Origin of the sequence: Micromonospora sp. DT229, assembly GCF_049844505.1 — a bacterium.
Classification (GTDB): domain Bacteria; phylum Actinomycetota; class Actinomycetes; order Mycobacteriales; family Micromonosporaceae; genus Micromonospora.
Map to the genome: position 1 here is coordinate 69,427 of NZ_JBNCLD010000010.1, position 14,155 is coordinate 83,581.

Here is a 14,155-nt window from a genome sequence, read left to right on the forward strand (position 1 = left end):
GCACGGGGCCCGAGGTCGGGTACGGGAGGAATTCCGGTACCCGACGGTAACTGTGCGGACCGCCCGACCTCGCCCTTTGCGGCCACCGCCGTCAGGCAGCTACGTCGATATGCTGCGCGGATGACTCCCTGGAGGTTCGTGGGCCGCACGATGGAACTCGACCGCCTACGGGCCGCGGTGACCGGTACACCGGGGCGGGGAGTGTTCTTCGCCGGCAGCGCCGGGATCGGCAAGAGTCGGCTGCTGCGGGAGGGGGTGGACGCCCTGCCCGCCGAGGACTACGCGGTCTGGTGGATCGCGGCCGGCGCCACCACTGCGGCCATCCCCTTCGGTGGCCTGGTGCAGATCCTCTCCGTCGAGCAGCCCCCAGGGCTGCCGCCGGCCGGGATCCTGCGCTGGGCGGTCGAGACGCTGCAACAGGAGGCCGCCGGCCGACGGATCGTGCTCGCGGTCGACGACGCCCACCTGTTGGATCCGCCCTCGGCCGCCCTGGTGCACCTGGTGGCCCGCGCCGAGAACGCCTGCGTGGTGGGTACCCTGCGCGACGGCGAGCAGATCCCGGTGCCGATCCGGGCACTGTGGACCGACGGCCTGGTGGAGCACGCCGAGTTGAGCCCGCTGGCGCCGACCGAGACCGCCGGGCTGCTCGCCGCCATCCTCGGTGGACCGGTCGACGACGGCTCGGCGGACCGGCTGGGCCGACTCAGCGCCGGAAATCCGCTGCTGCTGCGCGAGCTGGTGCACGCCGCCCAGGGCAGCAGGGAACTCGCCAGGCGGTACGGCATCTGGACCTGGACCGGACGCCTGGAACTGGCGCCCAGCCTCACCGATCTGATCGACGTCCGGATCGGCCGGCTCAGCCCCGAGGTCCGGACCGTGGTCGAGTTGGTCGCGTTCGGGGAGCCACTGGGACTGCGGTTGCTCGACACGGCCGCCGACCACACCGCCGTGGAGACCGCCGAGGAACGCGGACTGATCACCATGGTCAGGTCCGACCGGCGGCTGGACGTCCGGCTCGCTCACCCGCTCTACGGCGAGGTGGTACGCCGGCAGTGCCCGGTCAGCCGGACCCGCCGCCTACACGCGGAGCTGGCCGCCCTGCTGGAGGGGGCCGGCAAACGACGCAGGGAGGATCTGCTCCGGGTGGCGGTGTGGCGGCTGGACTCCGACACCGCCCAGGACCCGTCGATGCTGGTCAGCGCCGCCGAGCAGGCGTTCGCCCGATACGACGTACCGCTGGCCACCCGGCTGGCCCGCGCGGCGCTGAAGGCCGACGGGGGTTTCCACGCGGCCGAACTACTGGCCACCATCCTGATGTTCGCCGACCGACCGGCCGAGGCGCTCGGGGTGCTCGACGCAGTGGCCCCCGAGGACGACGACGAGGAGCGACTCAGCCGATGGCTGACCGCCCGCGGCATGGTCAGCTACTGGGGGCTCAGCCAGGAGTCCACGGTGGAGGAGATCGCCCGGCGCGGCGTTCGCCTGACCGATCTCGCCGCCCAGGCCCGGATCCACGCCTTCGAGGCCATCATGCGCCTGCACCGGCTGGAGGCCCCGGCCGCCCTGCGGCTCGCCCAGGGGGTGCTGGACCGGCCCGCGGCCGGCACGGCCGCCCGGGAACTGGCCCGGTGCACCATGGCCCACCTCCAGGCCGTGCAGGGCCAACTGTGCCGCAGCGCCACCACGGTGGACATGGTCCAGGCGAAGGCGGCCAGTTGGCGGGCCGACATGCCGTACCTCCAACTGGCCGTGGAGCTGGCTCGGGGCACCCGGTTGGCCCTCTCCGGCGACCTGGCCGGCATCGACCGGCTGGTGGCGGACGAGTTCGCCGACCTGGCCGACGCGGGCGACTTCCGGCTCGGCAGCGGCTACCTGGCGATCCTGCGGGCGTACGCGGCACGGCTGCGCGGGCGCAGCGAGACCGCCCTGCGCGCCGCCCTCGGCGCCTGCGCGATCCTGGCGACCAGCCGGGTCTACGCCGGACTGGCCCAGGCCGAGCGGGCGCAGGCCGCCGCCCTGCGCGGCGACGCCCGACAGGCGATCGAGGCGATGGCCGAGGCCGACCGCACCCATGCCCCGAGCATGGCGGTGCTGTACCCCTGGCTGGAACAGGCCAGGGCCGCCACGCTCGCCGCCACGGGTGACCTGCCCGGTGCGGTCGCCCACCTGCACGCACTGGTCGACCGGTTACGCGCGGACGGTTTCGCCGGACACGAGGCCCTGGCCCTGCACGACCTGGTGCGGCTCGGCGCGGCCCCGGCGGCGACCGGGCCGACCTGTTCCGACGCCAACCGCCGTACGGTAGCCCAGCGGTTGACGGAACTGTCGGAGCGCATCGACGGGGACCTGCCCCCGCTGCTGGCCCAGCATGCCCGGGCCGCCGTCGAGGGCTCACCCGAACAGCTGCTCTCGGTCGCCGACAACTTCCTGGACCGGGGGTTGGCCCTGCTGGGCGCGGAGGCCGCCGCCGGCGCCGTACACCTGCTGCGGCAGCGGCGCTCGCCGGAGACCGGCAAGGCCGGCGAGCGACTGGCCGTCCTGCTCGGCTGCTGCGACCTGGTGCAGACCCCGGCCCTGCGGGCGGCCACACCGGCGCTCAGCGAACGGGAGTGGGAGGTGGCCCGGCTGGCAGCGGAGGGGGAGACCAGCAGGGCCATCGCCGAGCGACTCTTCCTGTCCGCCCGGACGGTGGAGAACCACCTGCAACGGCTGTACGGCAAACTCGGGCTGACCGGTCGCGCGGAGCTGAAGGCGGCCCTGCGGGCGATCCCGGGCCGTGGCGGCACGACGAGCACCTGAACTCTAGGCTGAGGTCGTGCACACCCTTCGTCCCGCGTTGTTGACCGACCACTACGAGCTGACCATGGTCAGTGCCGCCCTACGGGACGGCACCGCGCACCGCCACTGCGTGTTCGAGGTGTTCAGCCGCCGGTTGCCCAGCGGGCGCCGGTACGGGGTGGTCGCCGGCACCGCCCGGCTGATCGACCTGATCCGCGAGTTCCGCTTCGACCCGGCCGAGATCGACTTCCTGCGGCGTACCGGGGTGGTGGACGAGCCGGCCGCCGCCTGGCTGGCGGACTACCGCTTCACCGGCGACATCGACGGGTACGCCGAGGGTGAGCTGTTCTTCCCCGGGTCACCCATCCTCACCGTCTCGGGCACCTTCGCCGAGTGTGTGGTGTTGGAGACGGTGGTGTTGTCGGTGCTCAACTACGACTGCGCGGTGGCCGCCGCGGCGGCCCGGATGGTGACCGCGGCCCGGGGTCGGACCTTGATCGAGATGGGGTCCCGGCGGGCACACGAGGAGGCCGCGGTGGCGGCGGCCCGCTCGGCGTACCTGGCCGGGTTCCAGTTCACCTCCAACCTGGCCGCCGGGCAGCGGTACGGCATCCCCACCGCCGGCACCGCCGCGCACGCCTTCACCCTGCTGCACGACGACGAGCGGGCGGCCTTCGCCTCGCAGGTGGCCACGCTGGGCAGTCAGACCACCCTGCTGGTCGACACGTACGACATCAGCCAGGGCATCCGCAACGCGATCGAGGTGGCCGGGTCGCAGCTGCGGGCGGTCCGGATCGACTCCGGTGACCTGGCGGTGATCGCCCAGCAGTCCCGGCAGTTGCTGGACTCCCTCGGCGCCACCGAGACCAAGATCATCGTTTCGGGTGATCTCGACGAGTACGCCATCGCGGCGCTGGCCGCCGAGCCGGTCGACATGTACGGCGCCGGCACCTCCGTGGTGACCGGTTCCGGCGCCCCGACCGCCGGCCTGGTCTACAAGCTGGTCGAGGTCGAGGGACGCCCGGTGGTGAAGCGGTCCGAGCAGAAGGCCACCATCGGCGGGCGCAAGGTCGCCGTCCGCCGGCACAAGCCGACCGGCACCGCCACCGAGGAGATCATCGTTCCCCAGGGGGTGCCGGATCGGCAGCCCCACGACCGGTTGCTGCAACGGTCGTACGTGACCGGCGGCGAGACGGTGGCCCTGCCGACCCTGGACGAGTCGCGGGAGCACCTGCGGCAGTGCCTGATCTCCATCCCGTGGGAGGGCCTGAAGCTCTCCGCAGGTGATCCCGCCATCCCGGTCACCGTCGTACCGGCCCAGTGAGAGGAGCGATTCCGTGCCCAATGCCCTGATCATCGTGGACGTGCAGAAGGACTTCTGTGAGGGCGGTTCGCTGGCCGTCGCCGGCGGCGCGGGGGTGGCCGCCGGGATCTCCCGCCTGCTGGCCACCGAGCCGGATCGGTGGGATCACGTCGTGGCGACGAAGGATTACCACATCGACCCCGGCGCGCACTTCGGCGATCCGCCGGACTTCGTGAGCACCTGGCCACGGCACTGCGTGGTCGGCACCCCGGGCTCAGAGTTCCACCCCGAGCTGGCCACCGATCGGGTGGAGGCGATCTTTCACAAGGGCGAGTACGCCGCCGCGTACTCCGGCTTCGAGGGCCAGGCCGAGGACGGCCAGACCCTGACCGACTGGCTGCGCCGGCATGACGTCGACCGGGTCGAGGTGGTCGGCATCGCCACCGACCACTGCGTACGCGCCACCGCCCTGGACGCCGCGCGGGAGGGCTTCGCCACCACCGTGCTGCTGGACCTGACCGCAGCCGTGGCACCGGACACCCTCGATGTCGCGCTACGGGCGTTCGAGGGAGCCGGGATCACCCTGCACGGCACTGCTGTGATCGGTACCGCATGAGGGCTTAATCAGTTGGCGGTCACCCCTTCCCCGGTCGAGGATGTCCGGCGGAGGTACGGACCGACGTGAACATGAAGCCTTACCGGGAGGCACTCGCCCTACCCGGTCTGCGGTCGCTGCTGCTGGTGGCGATCCTGGCCCGGATACCGTTGACCGCTACCGGGATCACGCTGACGTTCTACGTCGTGCAGGATCTGGGACGCGGCTACGGCGCGGCCGGGCTGGTCGGCGGAGCGATCACGGTCGGCGCCGCGATCGGTGCTCCACTGCTGGGCCGGCTGGTGGACCGCGGAGGGTTGCGTCCCGTACTGGTGCTCACCGTGGTGGCCGAGGCGATCTTCTGGTTCACGGCACCGATGCTCCCGTACGCCCTGCTGCTGCCGGCCGCCTTCCTGGCCGGCCTACTGGCGTTGCCGATCTTCTCGGTGATCCGGCAGTCCATCGCCGCGCTGGTGCCGCTGGAGAAGCGACGCCCGGCGTACGCCCTGGACTCGATGTCGGTCGAGCTGTCCTTCATGATCGGCCCGGCGCTCGCCACGGTCGGCGTCACCACCATCTCGGCCCGGCTCACCCTCTACCTGGTCGGTGCCGGCATCGTCGGCTCCGGTGTGGTGCTGTGGCTGCTCAACCCGCCGGTACGCAGCGCCAGCGAGGCGACCGCCAGCCCGCAGCCCAGGCTGGCCCGCCGGCAGTGGCTCAACTCCCGGATGGTCGCCGTGTTCGCGGTGAGCGCCGCGGCGACCCTGGTGCTGGGCGGCACCGACGTGGCGGTCATCGCCGCGCTGCGGGAGAACGGTGACGCCGCCTTCACCGGCGTGGTGCTCGCGGTCTGGGCGATCGCCTCGTTGGTGGGTGGTTTCGCCTACGGCGCGGCCCACCGCTCGATCTCCCCGGTCGTGCTGATCAGCGCATTGGGCCTGCTCACCATCCCGGTCGGGCTGGGCGGATCACACTGGTGGCTGCTCGGGCTGGCGCTGATCCCCGCCGGCATGGTCTGCGCACCGGCCCTCGCGTCCACCTCCGACGCGGTCAGCCGACTGGCTCCGGCGAGCGTGCGCGGGGAGGCGATGGGCCTGCACGGTTCCGCGGTCACCATCGGCATGGCCGTCGGCGCTCCGCTGACCGGTGCGGTCATCGACGCCTCGGCCCCGCTGTGGGGCTTCGCCCTGATCGGCGCGATCGGCGCCCTGGTGGCCCTGGCGGTACTGCCCATCGAGTTGCGCCACCGCCGCGCCGACGCAGCCGCGCTCCCCGACACCACCCCAACCCCCGCCTCCACGTCCACGTCCGCCTGAAAGCCAGCCCACCCCCGTCTCCTCGGCCGGGGCGCACTCCCCCTCCCGCAGGCGTGCACCAGGTACGCCCTCTGTTGCTACCCCTCCCCCGACCCAACTTCCACTCGCCCCCTTTGCTCTGCTTCAACCGACGCACAGGTTCACCGTGTTTGACACCAGCTCGCCAACCCTTCCGAGCACCGGCACATGAATGCGCAGTTCAGAGCCCGTTGCGTGGGTTGAAGCAGAGCAAAGGACGTCAGGTGAAGTGGGAAAGGCTGGAGGGTTCGTCACACCCTGCAACGCCCGCAGGGGCTAGGCGGCAATCACCCAGAGCGACTCGCACCCTTGCAGCCGACACAGCTCGCCTCGCTGGGGACGATCAACGGTGCGGGATGGGCACGGCCCAAAGGGCGACGGGCGCCGGCCCCTGGTGGGGGCGGCGCCCGTCGTGTGGCGTACGGAATGGGTCAGCGGCGGTCGATGTCGCTGGAGACGTCCTCGGTGTAGCTGGCGCCACCGTCGGACTCCCGGGTCAGCGGCTTGGAGCCGCCCTCGGGCGGGCCGGCGATGGACTGACCGGCCGCCAGCTCGGGGAACTTCGCGTCGAAGGCCGGGCGCTCGGAGCGGATCCGGGGCATCCGGTCGAAGTTGCGCAGCGGGGGCGGAGAGCTGGTCGCCCACTCCAGCGAGTTGCCGTGACCCCAGGGGTCGTCGACCTCCACCACCGGACCGGCCTTGTAGGCCTTCCAGCAGTTCCAGAGGAACGGCAGGGTGGAGATACCGGTGATGAACGCGCCGATCGTGGAGATCATGTTCAGCGTCGTCCAGCCGTCGATGGCCTGGTAGTCGGCGTAACGCCGGGGCATGCCCTCGTTGCCCAGCCAGTGCTGCACCAGGAAGGTGGTGTGGAAGCCGATCATGGTCAGCCAGAAGTGAATCTTGGCGAGCCGCTCGTCGAGCATCCGGCCGAACATCTTCGGGAACCAGAAGTAGATGCCGGCGAACACCGCGAACACGATCGTGCCGAACAGCACGTAGTGGAAGTGCGCCACCACGAAGTACGAGTCGTGCAGGTGGAAGTCCAGCGGCGGGGCGGCCAGCAGCACGCCGGTCAGACCACCGAAGAGGAAGGTCACCAGGAAGCCGATGGAGAACAGCATCGGCGACTCGAAGCTGATCTGGCCCCGCCACATGGTGCCGATCCAGTTGAAGAACTTCATACCGGTCGGCACGGCGATCAGGTAGCTCAGGAAGCTGAAGAACGGCAGCAGCACCTGGCCGGTGGCGAACATGTGGTGCGCCCACACGCTCATCGACAGACCGGCGATGGCGATGGTCGCGGCGACCAGGCCCTTGTAGCCGAAGATCGGCTTGCGGGAGAAGACCGGGATGATCTCGCTGATGATGCCGAAGAACGGCAGCGCGATGATGTAGACCTCGGGGTGCCCGAAGAACCAGAACAGGTGCTGCCACAGCATCGGCCCGCCGGTGTCCGGGCTGTATACCTGTGCCCCGAGTAGACGGTCGGCGGCCAGCGCGAACAGCGCGGCGGCCAGCAGCGGGAAGACCAGGATCACCAGGAGGCTGGTGACCAGCATGTTCCAGGTGAAGATCGGCATCCGGAACATGGTCATGCCCGGTGCGCGCAGGGTCAGGATGGTGGTGATCAGGTTGACCGCGCCGAGGATGGTGCCCAGACCGGAGATGGCCAGACCCATCACCCACATGTTCCCGCCGACGCCAGGGGCGTGCTCGGTGGTGCTCAGCGGGGTGTACGCGGTCCAGCCGAAGTCGGCCGCACCACCCGGGGTGAGGAAGCCAGCGGTGGCCAGGGTGCCGCCGAACAGGTACAGCCAGTAGGCGAAGCTGTTCAGCCGCGGGAACGACACGTCCGGCGCGCCGATCTGGATCGGCACGATGTAGTTGCCGAACGCGAACACGATCGGTGTCGCGAAGAACAGCAGCATGATCGTGCCGTGCATGGTGAACAGCTGGTTGTACTGCTCAGGCGACAGGAACTGCAGCCCGGGCCGGGCCAGCTCGGCCCGCATGATCAGGGCCATCAGGCCACCGATCATGAAGAACACGAACGCGGTGACCATGTACATGATCCCGATCTGCTTCGCGTCCGTGGTCCGCAGCAGCCGCGCGATGGCCGACCCCTTGACCGGCTCCCGGACCGGCCAGGGCCGGGTCACGACCGGCTTGGGTGCGACGGTGGTCACGAGTGGCCTCCGGTTCTGGGTTGTCCCGCTCGGCACGCTGTCGGGGCGGCCGTCATCCGCAAGGAGGATAGTCCCCGGCAGGTGAGAGCGCCGCGCGGGGTTACCGGCCGTGGATCACAGCGGGCCGAGTAGCAGCCGGTAATGCTCGCCGAAGATGCGGTCACCGCGACCGCGCAGCAAGGGGTCGCGCAGGGCGGGCGGCACGTCCCGGGTCCGGTTGCGGTCCCGGGTGCGGTCACGCACCCATCGGGTACGCGGCCGGCGGCGACTCTCGTACGTGGCCAGCGCCGCCTCCACGCTCGACGCGGCCCGGAGCGACTCGGCGAGCACGACCGCGTCCTCCAGGGCCATCGCCGCTCCCTGGGCCAGGGTCGGGGCGGTGGCGTGGGCGGCGTCACCCACCAGCAGTACCCGGCCCCGGTACCAGCGCCCGAGTTCGACCTCGTCGGTGGTGGTGACCTGCACCCGGTCCAGGGCCTCCAGCACCTCCGGCACCGGCCCGCCGTAGTCACCGAACAGTTCCACCAGCCGGGCCCGGGGGTCCGTGGGCGGTTCGGTGCCGGCCTCGTCGGCGTAGCAGTACAGCCGACCGGCCCCGATCGGCACCACCAGGAGGCCGCTGCGCTGCCCGAGCAGGGCGGTCCACTCCTGGACCACCGGCCCGTGGCGCACGATGCTGCGGTACACCACCTGACCGGCGGGGCGGGGTGGGCCGCCGAGGGCGGCCAGGGAGCGGATCGAGGAACGGGGTCCGTCCGCGCCGATCACCAGGTCATACTCCGTCCGGGTGCCGTCGACGAAGGTGACGCCGACGGTGGCCGGCAGCAGCTCGATGCCGCTCACCTCGGCGCCGTGCCGGACCGCACCCCCGGCTCCGCTGAGCAGCACCCGGTGCAGGTCGGCGCGGGACAGGGCCCGGCACTCGCCGACCCCGGCCCAGAGGGCGTCGAGGTCCACCTCGCAGAGCGGCAGCCCGGCCGCGTCCAGGAAGCGTTGCCGGTGGATGACCTGCCCGAAGGGCCGGACCGGTCCGTCGAGGTCCAGTCGTCGCAGCGCCCGGGCGGCGTTGCCGGGAAGGTAGAGACCGGCGTCGTCGAGCTCACTCGACGACGCCTTGTCGGTGACATCCGGGCGGAAGCCCGCCAGGCGCAGGGCCCGGGCCACGGACAGGCCGGCGATGCCCGCACCGACGACGAGGATGCGCAGGGGGGAGCCACGCATGGGGGTGTACGCCTCCGGAGGGGAGTTCGGAACGCGTCGGAGGCAAGACACTACTCGGCGCAATCGGTGCACGCCAGAGGCAATCCGATCGCCCTCGATGCCCACCGATCGCCGTCAGCCACCCGTACGAGCGGTGACACACCTCACCTTCTGCCGCATTTCCCCTCGCCAGTTGCACCAACAGCTCGAAGGATGTAAATGTGACGATGAATGTGGGAGCGCTCCCGGACCCCACCACCGTCCACGCTCCCGACCGCTTCCGTCCGCACCTCCCGTCCCGGCGTCCACCCGACGCCGCAGCGCAAGGAGCACCGATGAGACGTACCCTGCGAGCCCTGATGGCCACCGGCCTGCTCGCCGCGAGCGCGGTCGTCGCCGTGGCTCTCGGTGGCACCGCCGCCGCCGACACGGTCATCTGCGAGCAGTACGGCAGCACCGTGATCCAGAACCGCTACGTGGTGCAGAACAACAAGTGGGGCACCACCGCCCAGCAGTGCATCAACGTCACCAGCAACGGCTTCGAGATCACCACCCAGAACGGCAGCAACCCGACCAACGGGGCCCCGACGGCGTACCCCTCGATCTTCCTCGGCTGCCACTACACCAACTGCTCCCCCGGCACCAACCTGCCCATCCAGGTCAGCCAGATCAGCAGTGCGACCAGCAGCATCAACTACCGGTACGTGAGCAACGCCATCTACAACGCCTCGTACGACATCTGGTTGGACCCCTCGCCCAAGCGGGACGGGGTGAACCAGATGGAGATCATGATCTGGCTCAACCGGCAGGGCTCCATCCAGCCCATCGGCTCCCCGGTCGGCAACGCCAACATCGACGGGCGCAACTGGGAGGTCTGGCGGGGCAACAACGGCGGCAACAACGTCATCTCCTACGTCGCCCCCTCCGCGATCAGCAGCGCGAACCTCAACCTGCTGGCCTTCATCAACGACACCCGTAACCGGGGCGCGATCACCAACTCCTGGTACCTGACCAGCATCCAGGCCGGTTTCGAGCCCTGGCAGGGCGGCGCCGGGCTGGCGGTGACCAACTTCTCCGCAGCGGTCAACGGCGGTGGCAACAACAACCCGCCGCCCGTCACCACTCCCCCGCCGTCCGGTCCCGCCGCCTGCGCGGTGAAGTACACCGCCAACTCGTGGAACAACGGGTTCACCGCCGACGTGCAGATCACCAACACCGGGTCGAGCACCATCAACGGCTGGACCCTGGCGTACTCGCTGCCGTCCGGTCAGCAGGTGACCAACTCCTGGAACGCCACCGTGACCCAGAGCGGATCGTCGGTGACGGCCCGCAATGTCGGCCACAACGGCACGATCGCCCCCGGCGGTACGGCCAGCTTCGGCTACCAGGGCACCCTGAACGGGGCGTACGCCAACCCCACCAGCTTCACCCTGAACGGCACCGCCTGCCGATGAAGGAGGCGCCCCTTCCTGTCGCCTCATGCACAGGAAGGGGCCCTTTCAACGCCGCGCCGAGCGGGCAGCCGCCTACGGTCAGACCTTGCCGAGGGCGTCGATGTCGCGCATCTCCTCGGGGGTCAGCGAGAAGCCGAAGACGTCCGAGTTGGCGCGGATCCGTTCCGGGGTAACCGACTTCGGGATGACCACGATCTCGTGGTCCAGGTGCCAGCGCAACACCACCTGGGCCGGGGACACCTCGTGCGCCGCGGCGATGCGGGTCAGCACCGGGTCGGACAGGTTGCTGGCCTTGAAGGGGCTGTACCCCTCCAGGACCACCCCGCGGTCGCGGTGTTCGAGGTGGCGCTGCCGGTCGTACAGCGGCGGGCTCCACTTGATCTGGTTGACCGCCGGAGGCTCCTGGGTGGCCTGGATCAGCTCGTCGATCTGCCCGGTGCTGAAGTTGCTGACCCCCACCGCGCGGGCCAGCCCGGCGTCCCGGGCGGCCAGCATCTCCCGCCAGACCGGGATCAGGTCGCCCGACTCGCTCGGCGGCCAGTGCACCAGCCACAGGTCGACCTGGTCGACCCCGAGAGCGCGCAGGCTCTGCTCGATGGTCTCCCGTTCCCGGCCGACCCGCTCCGGCGGCAGTTTGGTGGTGAGGAAGACCTCCTCCCGTGGCAGCCCGCTGTCCCGTAGGGCCCGGCCGACCTCCTCCTCGTTGCCGTACATGGTGGCGGTGTCGATGTGCCGGTAGCCGGTGTCCAGGGCTGCGAGGACGGCTTGGTAGCCGGCTTCGCCGGTGGCCTGCCAGGTGCCGAAGCCGAGCAGGGGGATCCGGACGTCGCCGGGAAGAAGGGCGGTGGGGTGGTCAGCTTGGTCCATACCGACCGTTGTACCCCGTTGGGGTCCTGCCACGCCCGAGAACGGTCCCGCCGGGCCGCCTCCGCCCGGTGGACCCGGGCGGTGGGCGGGCACGACCGCCCGGTTTGCCGGAGAATGCGGGTGTGGCTGACCGGCTGGAGGAGTACCGGCGCAAGCGTGACGCTACGCGTACCCCGGAACCGGTGCCGCCGGAGCGCCCTCGCCGCGCCGACCGCGACCGGAGCCGGTTCGTCATCCAGCAGCACCACGCCCGCAGCCTGCACTGGGACCTGCGGCTGGAACACGACGGTGCGCTCGCCTCCTGGGCGGTGCCGCGCGGCCTGCCCCGCGAGCCGGGCCGCAACCACCTGGCCGTGCACACCGAGGACCACCCGATGGAGTATCTCGACTTCGCCGGGGAGATCCCGGCCGGTGAGTACGGCGGCGGACAGATGATCATTCATGACCGGGGCACGTACCACTGCGAGAAGTGGCAGGACCGTGAGGTGGTCGTGCACCTGCACGGCGACCGGACGACCGGCCGGTACGTGCTGTTCGCCACCGGCGGCCGGGACGGCCGGGACGGCCGGGACGGCCGGGACTGGATGGTGCGGCGTACCGATCCGGCGCCGCCGGGCTGGACCGCCATGCCCGACCTGGTCGCCCCGATGCGCACCACACCGGCCGCCCGGCTCCCCAGCGACCCCGAGAACTGGGGGTACGAGCTGCGTTGGGACGGGGTCCGGGCGATGGCGTACGTCTCCGGGGGCCGGTTGCGGCTGGTCTCCGACAGCGGTACCGACATCACCACCGAGTACCCCTGGCTGCGGCCGATGGCCGAGGCCCTGGCGCCCACGGAGGCCGTACTCGACGGGGTGCTGGTGCGCATCGACCGCGCCGGACGGGTCCGGCCGGCCCGAGGCGGACGCGGCACCCCCGACGCCCAGTACCTCCTGGTCGACCTGCTCTGGCTGGAGGGGGCCACCAGCGGCCGACTGCCCTATCGGCAGCGCCGGGAACTGCTCGAAGGTCTGGCCCTGTCCGGTGCGCACTGGCAGCTTCCGCCGTGGTTTCCCGGCACCGGCGCCGAGGCCCGACACGCGGCCCGTGAGCAGGGCCTACCCGGGGTGATCGCGAAACGGTTGGACTCGGTCTACGAGCCGGGTCGGCGCAGTCGGGCCTGGCGTCGCATCGAGGCGAGCTGAGATGGCGAGGAGCATCGTGTACCTGACCCATCTGGAATGCCCGCGCTGCGGCCGGGAACACGACGCCGGGGTACCGCAGAACCTGTGCGACTGCGGCTCACCCCTGCTGGCCCGCTACGACCTGGCCCGGGTGGCCGGGATGCTCCAGCCGGAGCGGTTCGGGTTGCGCCCGGCCGACCTGTGGCGCTACCGGGAGCTGCTGCCGGTGGCCGACCCCCGGCACGTCACCACCCTGGGCGAGGGGTGGACCCCGATGCTGCACGCACCGACCTACGGTGCCCGGATCGGGGTCGACGAACTGCTGGTCAAGGACGAGGGGTTGATCCCTACCGGGTCCTTCAAGGCTCGCGGGGCCGCCGTGGGGATCAGCCGCGCCCGCGAGCTGGGCATCCGCCGGATCGCCATGCCGACCAACGGCAACGCCGGTGCCGCCTGGGCCACCTACGCGGCCCGAGCCGGGCTGGGGGCCACCATCGCGATGCCGGTGGACGCCCCGGCCATCTGTCGCCGAGAGTGCGTAGCCGCCGGCGCGGACCTACGCCTGGTCGACGGGCTGATCGGCGACGCCGGGCGCCAGATCGCCGCCCTGGTCGCGGCCTCCGGCGGTGCCGTCTTCGACGCCGGTACGCTGCGCGAGCCGTACCGCCTGGAAGGCAAGAAGACCATGGGGTACGAGATCGTCGAGCAGCTCGGTTGGCAGGTGCCCGACGTGATCGTCTACCCGACCGGGGGCGGGGTGGGGCTGATCGGCATCCACAAGGCCCTCGGCGAGCTGCGTGAGCTGGGCTGGATCGAGGACCGGCTGCCCCGCCTGGTGGCGGTGCAGTCCACCGGCTGCGCGCCGATCGTGCGGGCCTTCGCCGCCGGGGAGGACCGGGCGCGGCCCTGGTCGAACGCGCACACGGTGGCCTTCGGCATCACCGTGCCCGCGCCGCTGGGCGACGAGCTGATCCTGTCCGCCCTGCGGACGACCGCCGGCACCGCGATCGCGGTGGACGATGCCGAGATCCTGGCCGACCTGCGGGACTTCGCCGCCCGGGAGGGCCTGCTGCTCTGCCCGGAGGGGGCCGCCTGCCTGACCGCTGCCCGCAAGTTGCGGGCCGGTGGGTGGATCCGCGCCGGGGAACGGGTGGTGGTGCTCAACACCGGGGCCGGGGTGAAGTACCCAGACACGGTGGACGTCTCCGGGGTGCCGGTGCTGCCCGCCTGACCGGCCTCGCCTGGCCTCGCCTGGCCTCGCCTGGCCTCGCC

At 71.3% G+C, this 14,155-nt stretch carries 10 protein-coding genes; 7 read left to right on the forward strand and 3 right to left on the reverse strand.

Features of this window, described 5'->3' with window-relative positions; genetic code table 11:
- Window positions 1-120 precede the first annotated feature (120 nt).
- From ACLQ2T_RS17685 to ACLQ2T_RS17700, 4 genes are all read left to right on the forward strand, one after another.
- Window positions 121-2,799: a LuxR C-terminal-related transcriptional regulator gene (locus ACLQ2T_RS17685; protein WP_425767450.1), complete on the forward strand. Its 2,679-nt coding sequence runs from the start codon at window positions 121-123 to the stop codon at window positions 2,797-2,799.
- 16 nt (window positions 2,800-2,815) lie between these two features.
- Window positions 2,816-4,102 carry a nicotinate phosphoribosyltransferase gene (locus ACLQ2T_RS17690; protein ID WP_425767451.1) on the forward strand — a complete coding sequence of 429 codons (1,287 nt, stop codon included), beginning with the start codon at window positions 2,816-2,818 and terminating at the stop codon, window positions 4,100-4,102.
- Window positions 4,103-4,115: 13 nt separating this feature from the next.
- On the forward strand, window positions 4,116-4,697 hold the full coding sequence (locus ACLQ2T_RS17695) for an isochorismatase family protein (RefSeq protein ID WP_425767452.1): 582 nt from the start codon (window positions 4,116-4,118) through the stop codon (window positions 4,695-4,697).
- A gap of 71 nt (window positions 4,698-4,768) precedes the next feature.
- Complete coding sequence (locus tag ACLQ2T_RS17700; protein WP_425767567.1) at window positions 4,769-5,992, forward strand: MFS transporter; 1,224 nt, start codon at window positions 4,769-4,771, stop codon at window positions 5,990-5,992.
- Between the two features lie 449 nt (window positions 5,993-6,441).
- Here ACLQ2T_RS17700 and ctaD read toward each other — a convergent pair whose 3' ends face one another.
- Together ctaD and ACLQ2T_RS17710 are read right to left on the reverse strand one after the other, a co-directional pair.
- Window positions 6,442-8,199 (reverse strand): cytochrome c oxidase subunit I, encoded by a 1,758-nt coding sequence (ctaD, locus tag ACLQ2T_RS17705; RefSeq protein WP_425767453.1) that lies wholly within the window; start codon window positions 8,197-8,199, stop codon window positions 6,442-6,444.
- 114 nt (window positions 8,200-8,313) lie between these two features.
- A complete protein-coding gene (locus ACLQ2T_RS17710; RefSeq protein WP_425767454.1) occupies window positions 8,314-9,420 on the reverse strand; it encodes an FAD-dependent monooxygenase in 1,107 nt (368 codons plus the stop codon).
- Between the two features lie 314 nt (window positions 9,421-9,734).
- Between ACLQ2T_RS17710 and ACLQ2T_RS17715 the strand changes: the two genes are divergently transcribed.
- Window positions 9,735-10,853 (forward strand): GH12 family glycosyl hydrolase domain-containing protein, encoded by a 1,119-nt coding sequence (locus tag ACLQ2T_RS17715; RefSeq protein WP_425767455.1) that lies wholly within the window; start codon window positions 9,735-9,737, stop codon window positions 10,851-10,853.
- 78 nt (window positions 10,854-10,931) lie between these two features.
- On the opposite strand, the gene ACLQ2T_RS17720 is transcribed toward ACLQ2T_RS17715, so the two are convergent.
- Window positions 10,932-11,720, reverse strand: coding sequence for an aldo/keto reductase (locus tag ACLQ2T_RS17720; RefSeq protein ID WP_425767456.1), 789 nt, complete (start codon window positions 11,718-11,720; stop codon window positions 10,932-10,934).
- Window positions 11,721-11,842: 122 nt separating this feature from the next.
- On the opposite strand from ACLQ2T_RS17720, the gene ACLQ2T_RS17725 reads away from it, so the two are divergent.
- The gene (locus tag ACLQ2T_RS17725; RefSeq protein WP_425767457.1) at window positions 11,843-12,904 is read left to right on the forward strand and encodes a DNA polymerase ligase N-terminal domain-containing protein; all 1,062 of its coding nucleotides are present in this window, start codon (window positions 11,843-11,845) and stop codon (window positions 12,902-12,904) included.
- A 16-nt stretch (window positions 12,905-12,920) separates the two neighbouring features.
- On the forward strand, window positions 12,921-14,114 hold the full coding sequence (locus tag ACLQ2T_RS17730) for a threonine synthase (RefSeq protein ID WP_425767568.1): 1,194 nt from the start codon (window positions 12,921-12,923) through the stop codon (window positions 14,112-14,114).
- Window positions 14,115-14,155: the final 41 nt, after the last annotated feature.

Coding starts and splice junctions, on each gene's coding strand:
- ACLQ2T_RS17685 (WP_425767450.1), top strand. CDS start 121: ATGACTCCCTGGAGGTTCGTGGGCCGCACGATGGAACTCGACCGCCTA.
- ACLQ2T_RS17700 (WP_425767567.1), top strand. CDS start 4,769: ATGAAGCCTTACCGGGAGGCACTCGCCCTACCCGGTCTGCGGTCGCTG.
- ACLQ2T_RS17710 (WP_425767454.1), bottom strand. CDS start 9,420: ATGCGTGGCTCCCCCCTGCGCATCCTCGTCGTCGGTGCGGGCATCGCC.
- ACLQ2T_RS17715 (WP_425767455.1), top strand. CDS start 9,735: ATGAGACGTACCCTGCGAGCCCTGATGGCCACCGGCCTGCTCGCCGCG.
- ACLQ2T_RS17720 (WP_425767456.1), bottom strand. CDS start 11,720: ATGGACCAAGCTGACCACCCCACCGCCCTTCTTCCCGGCGACGTCCGG.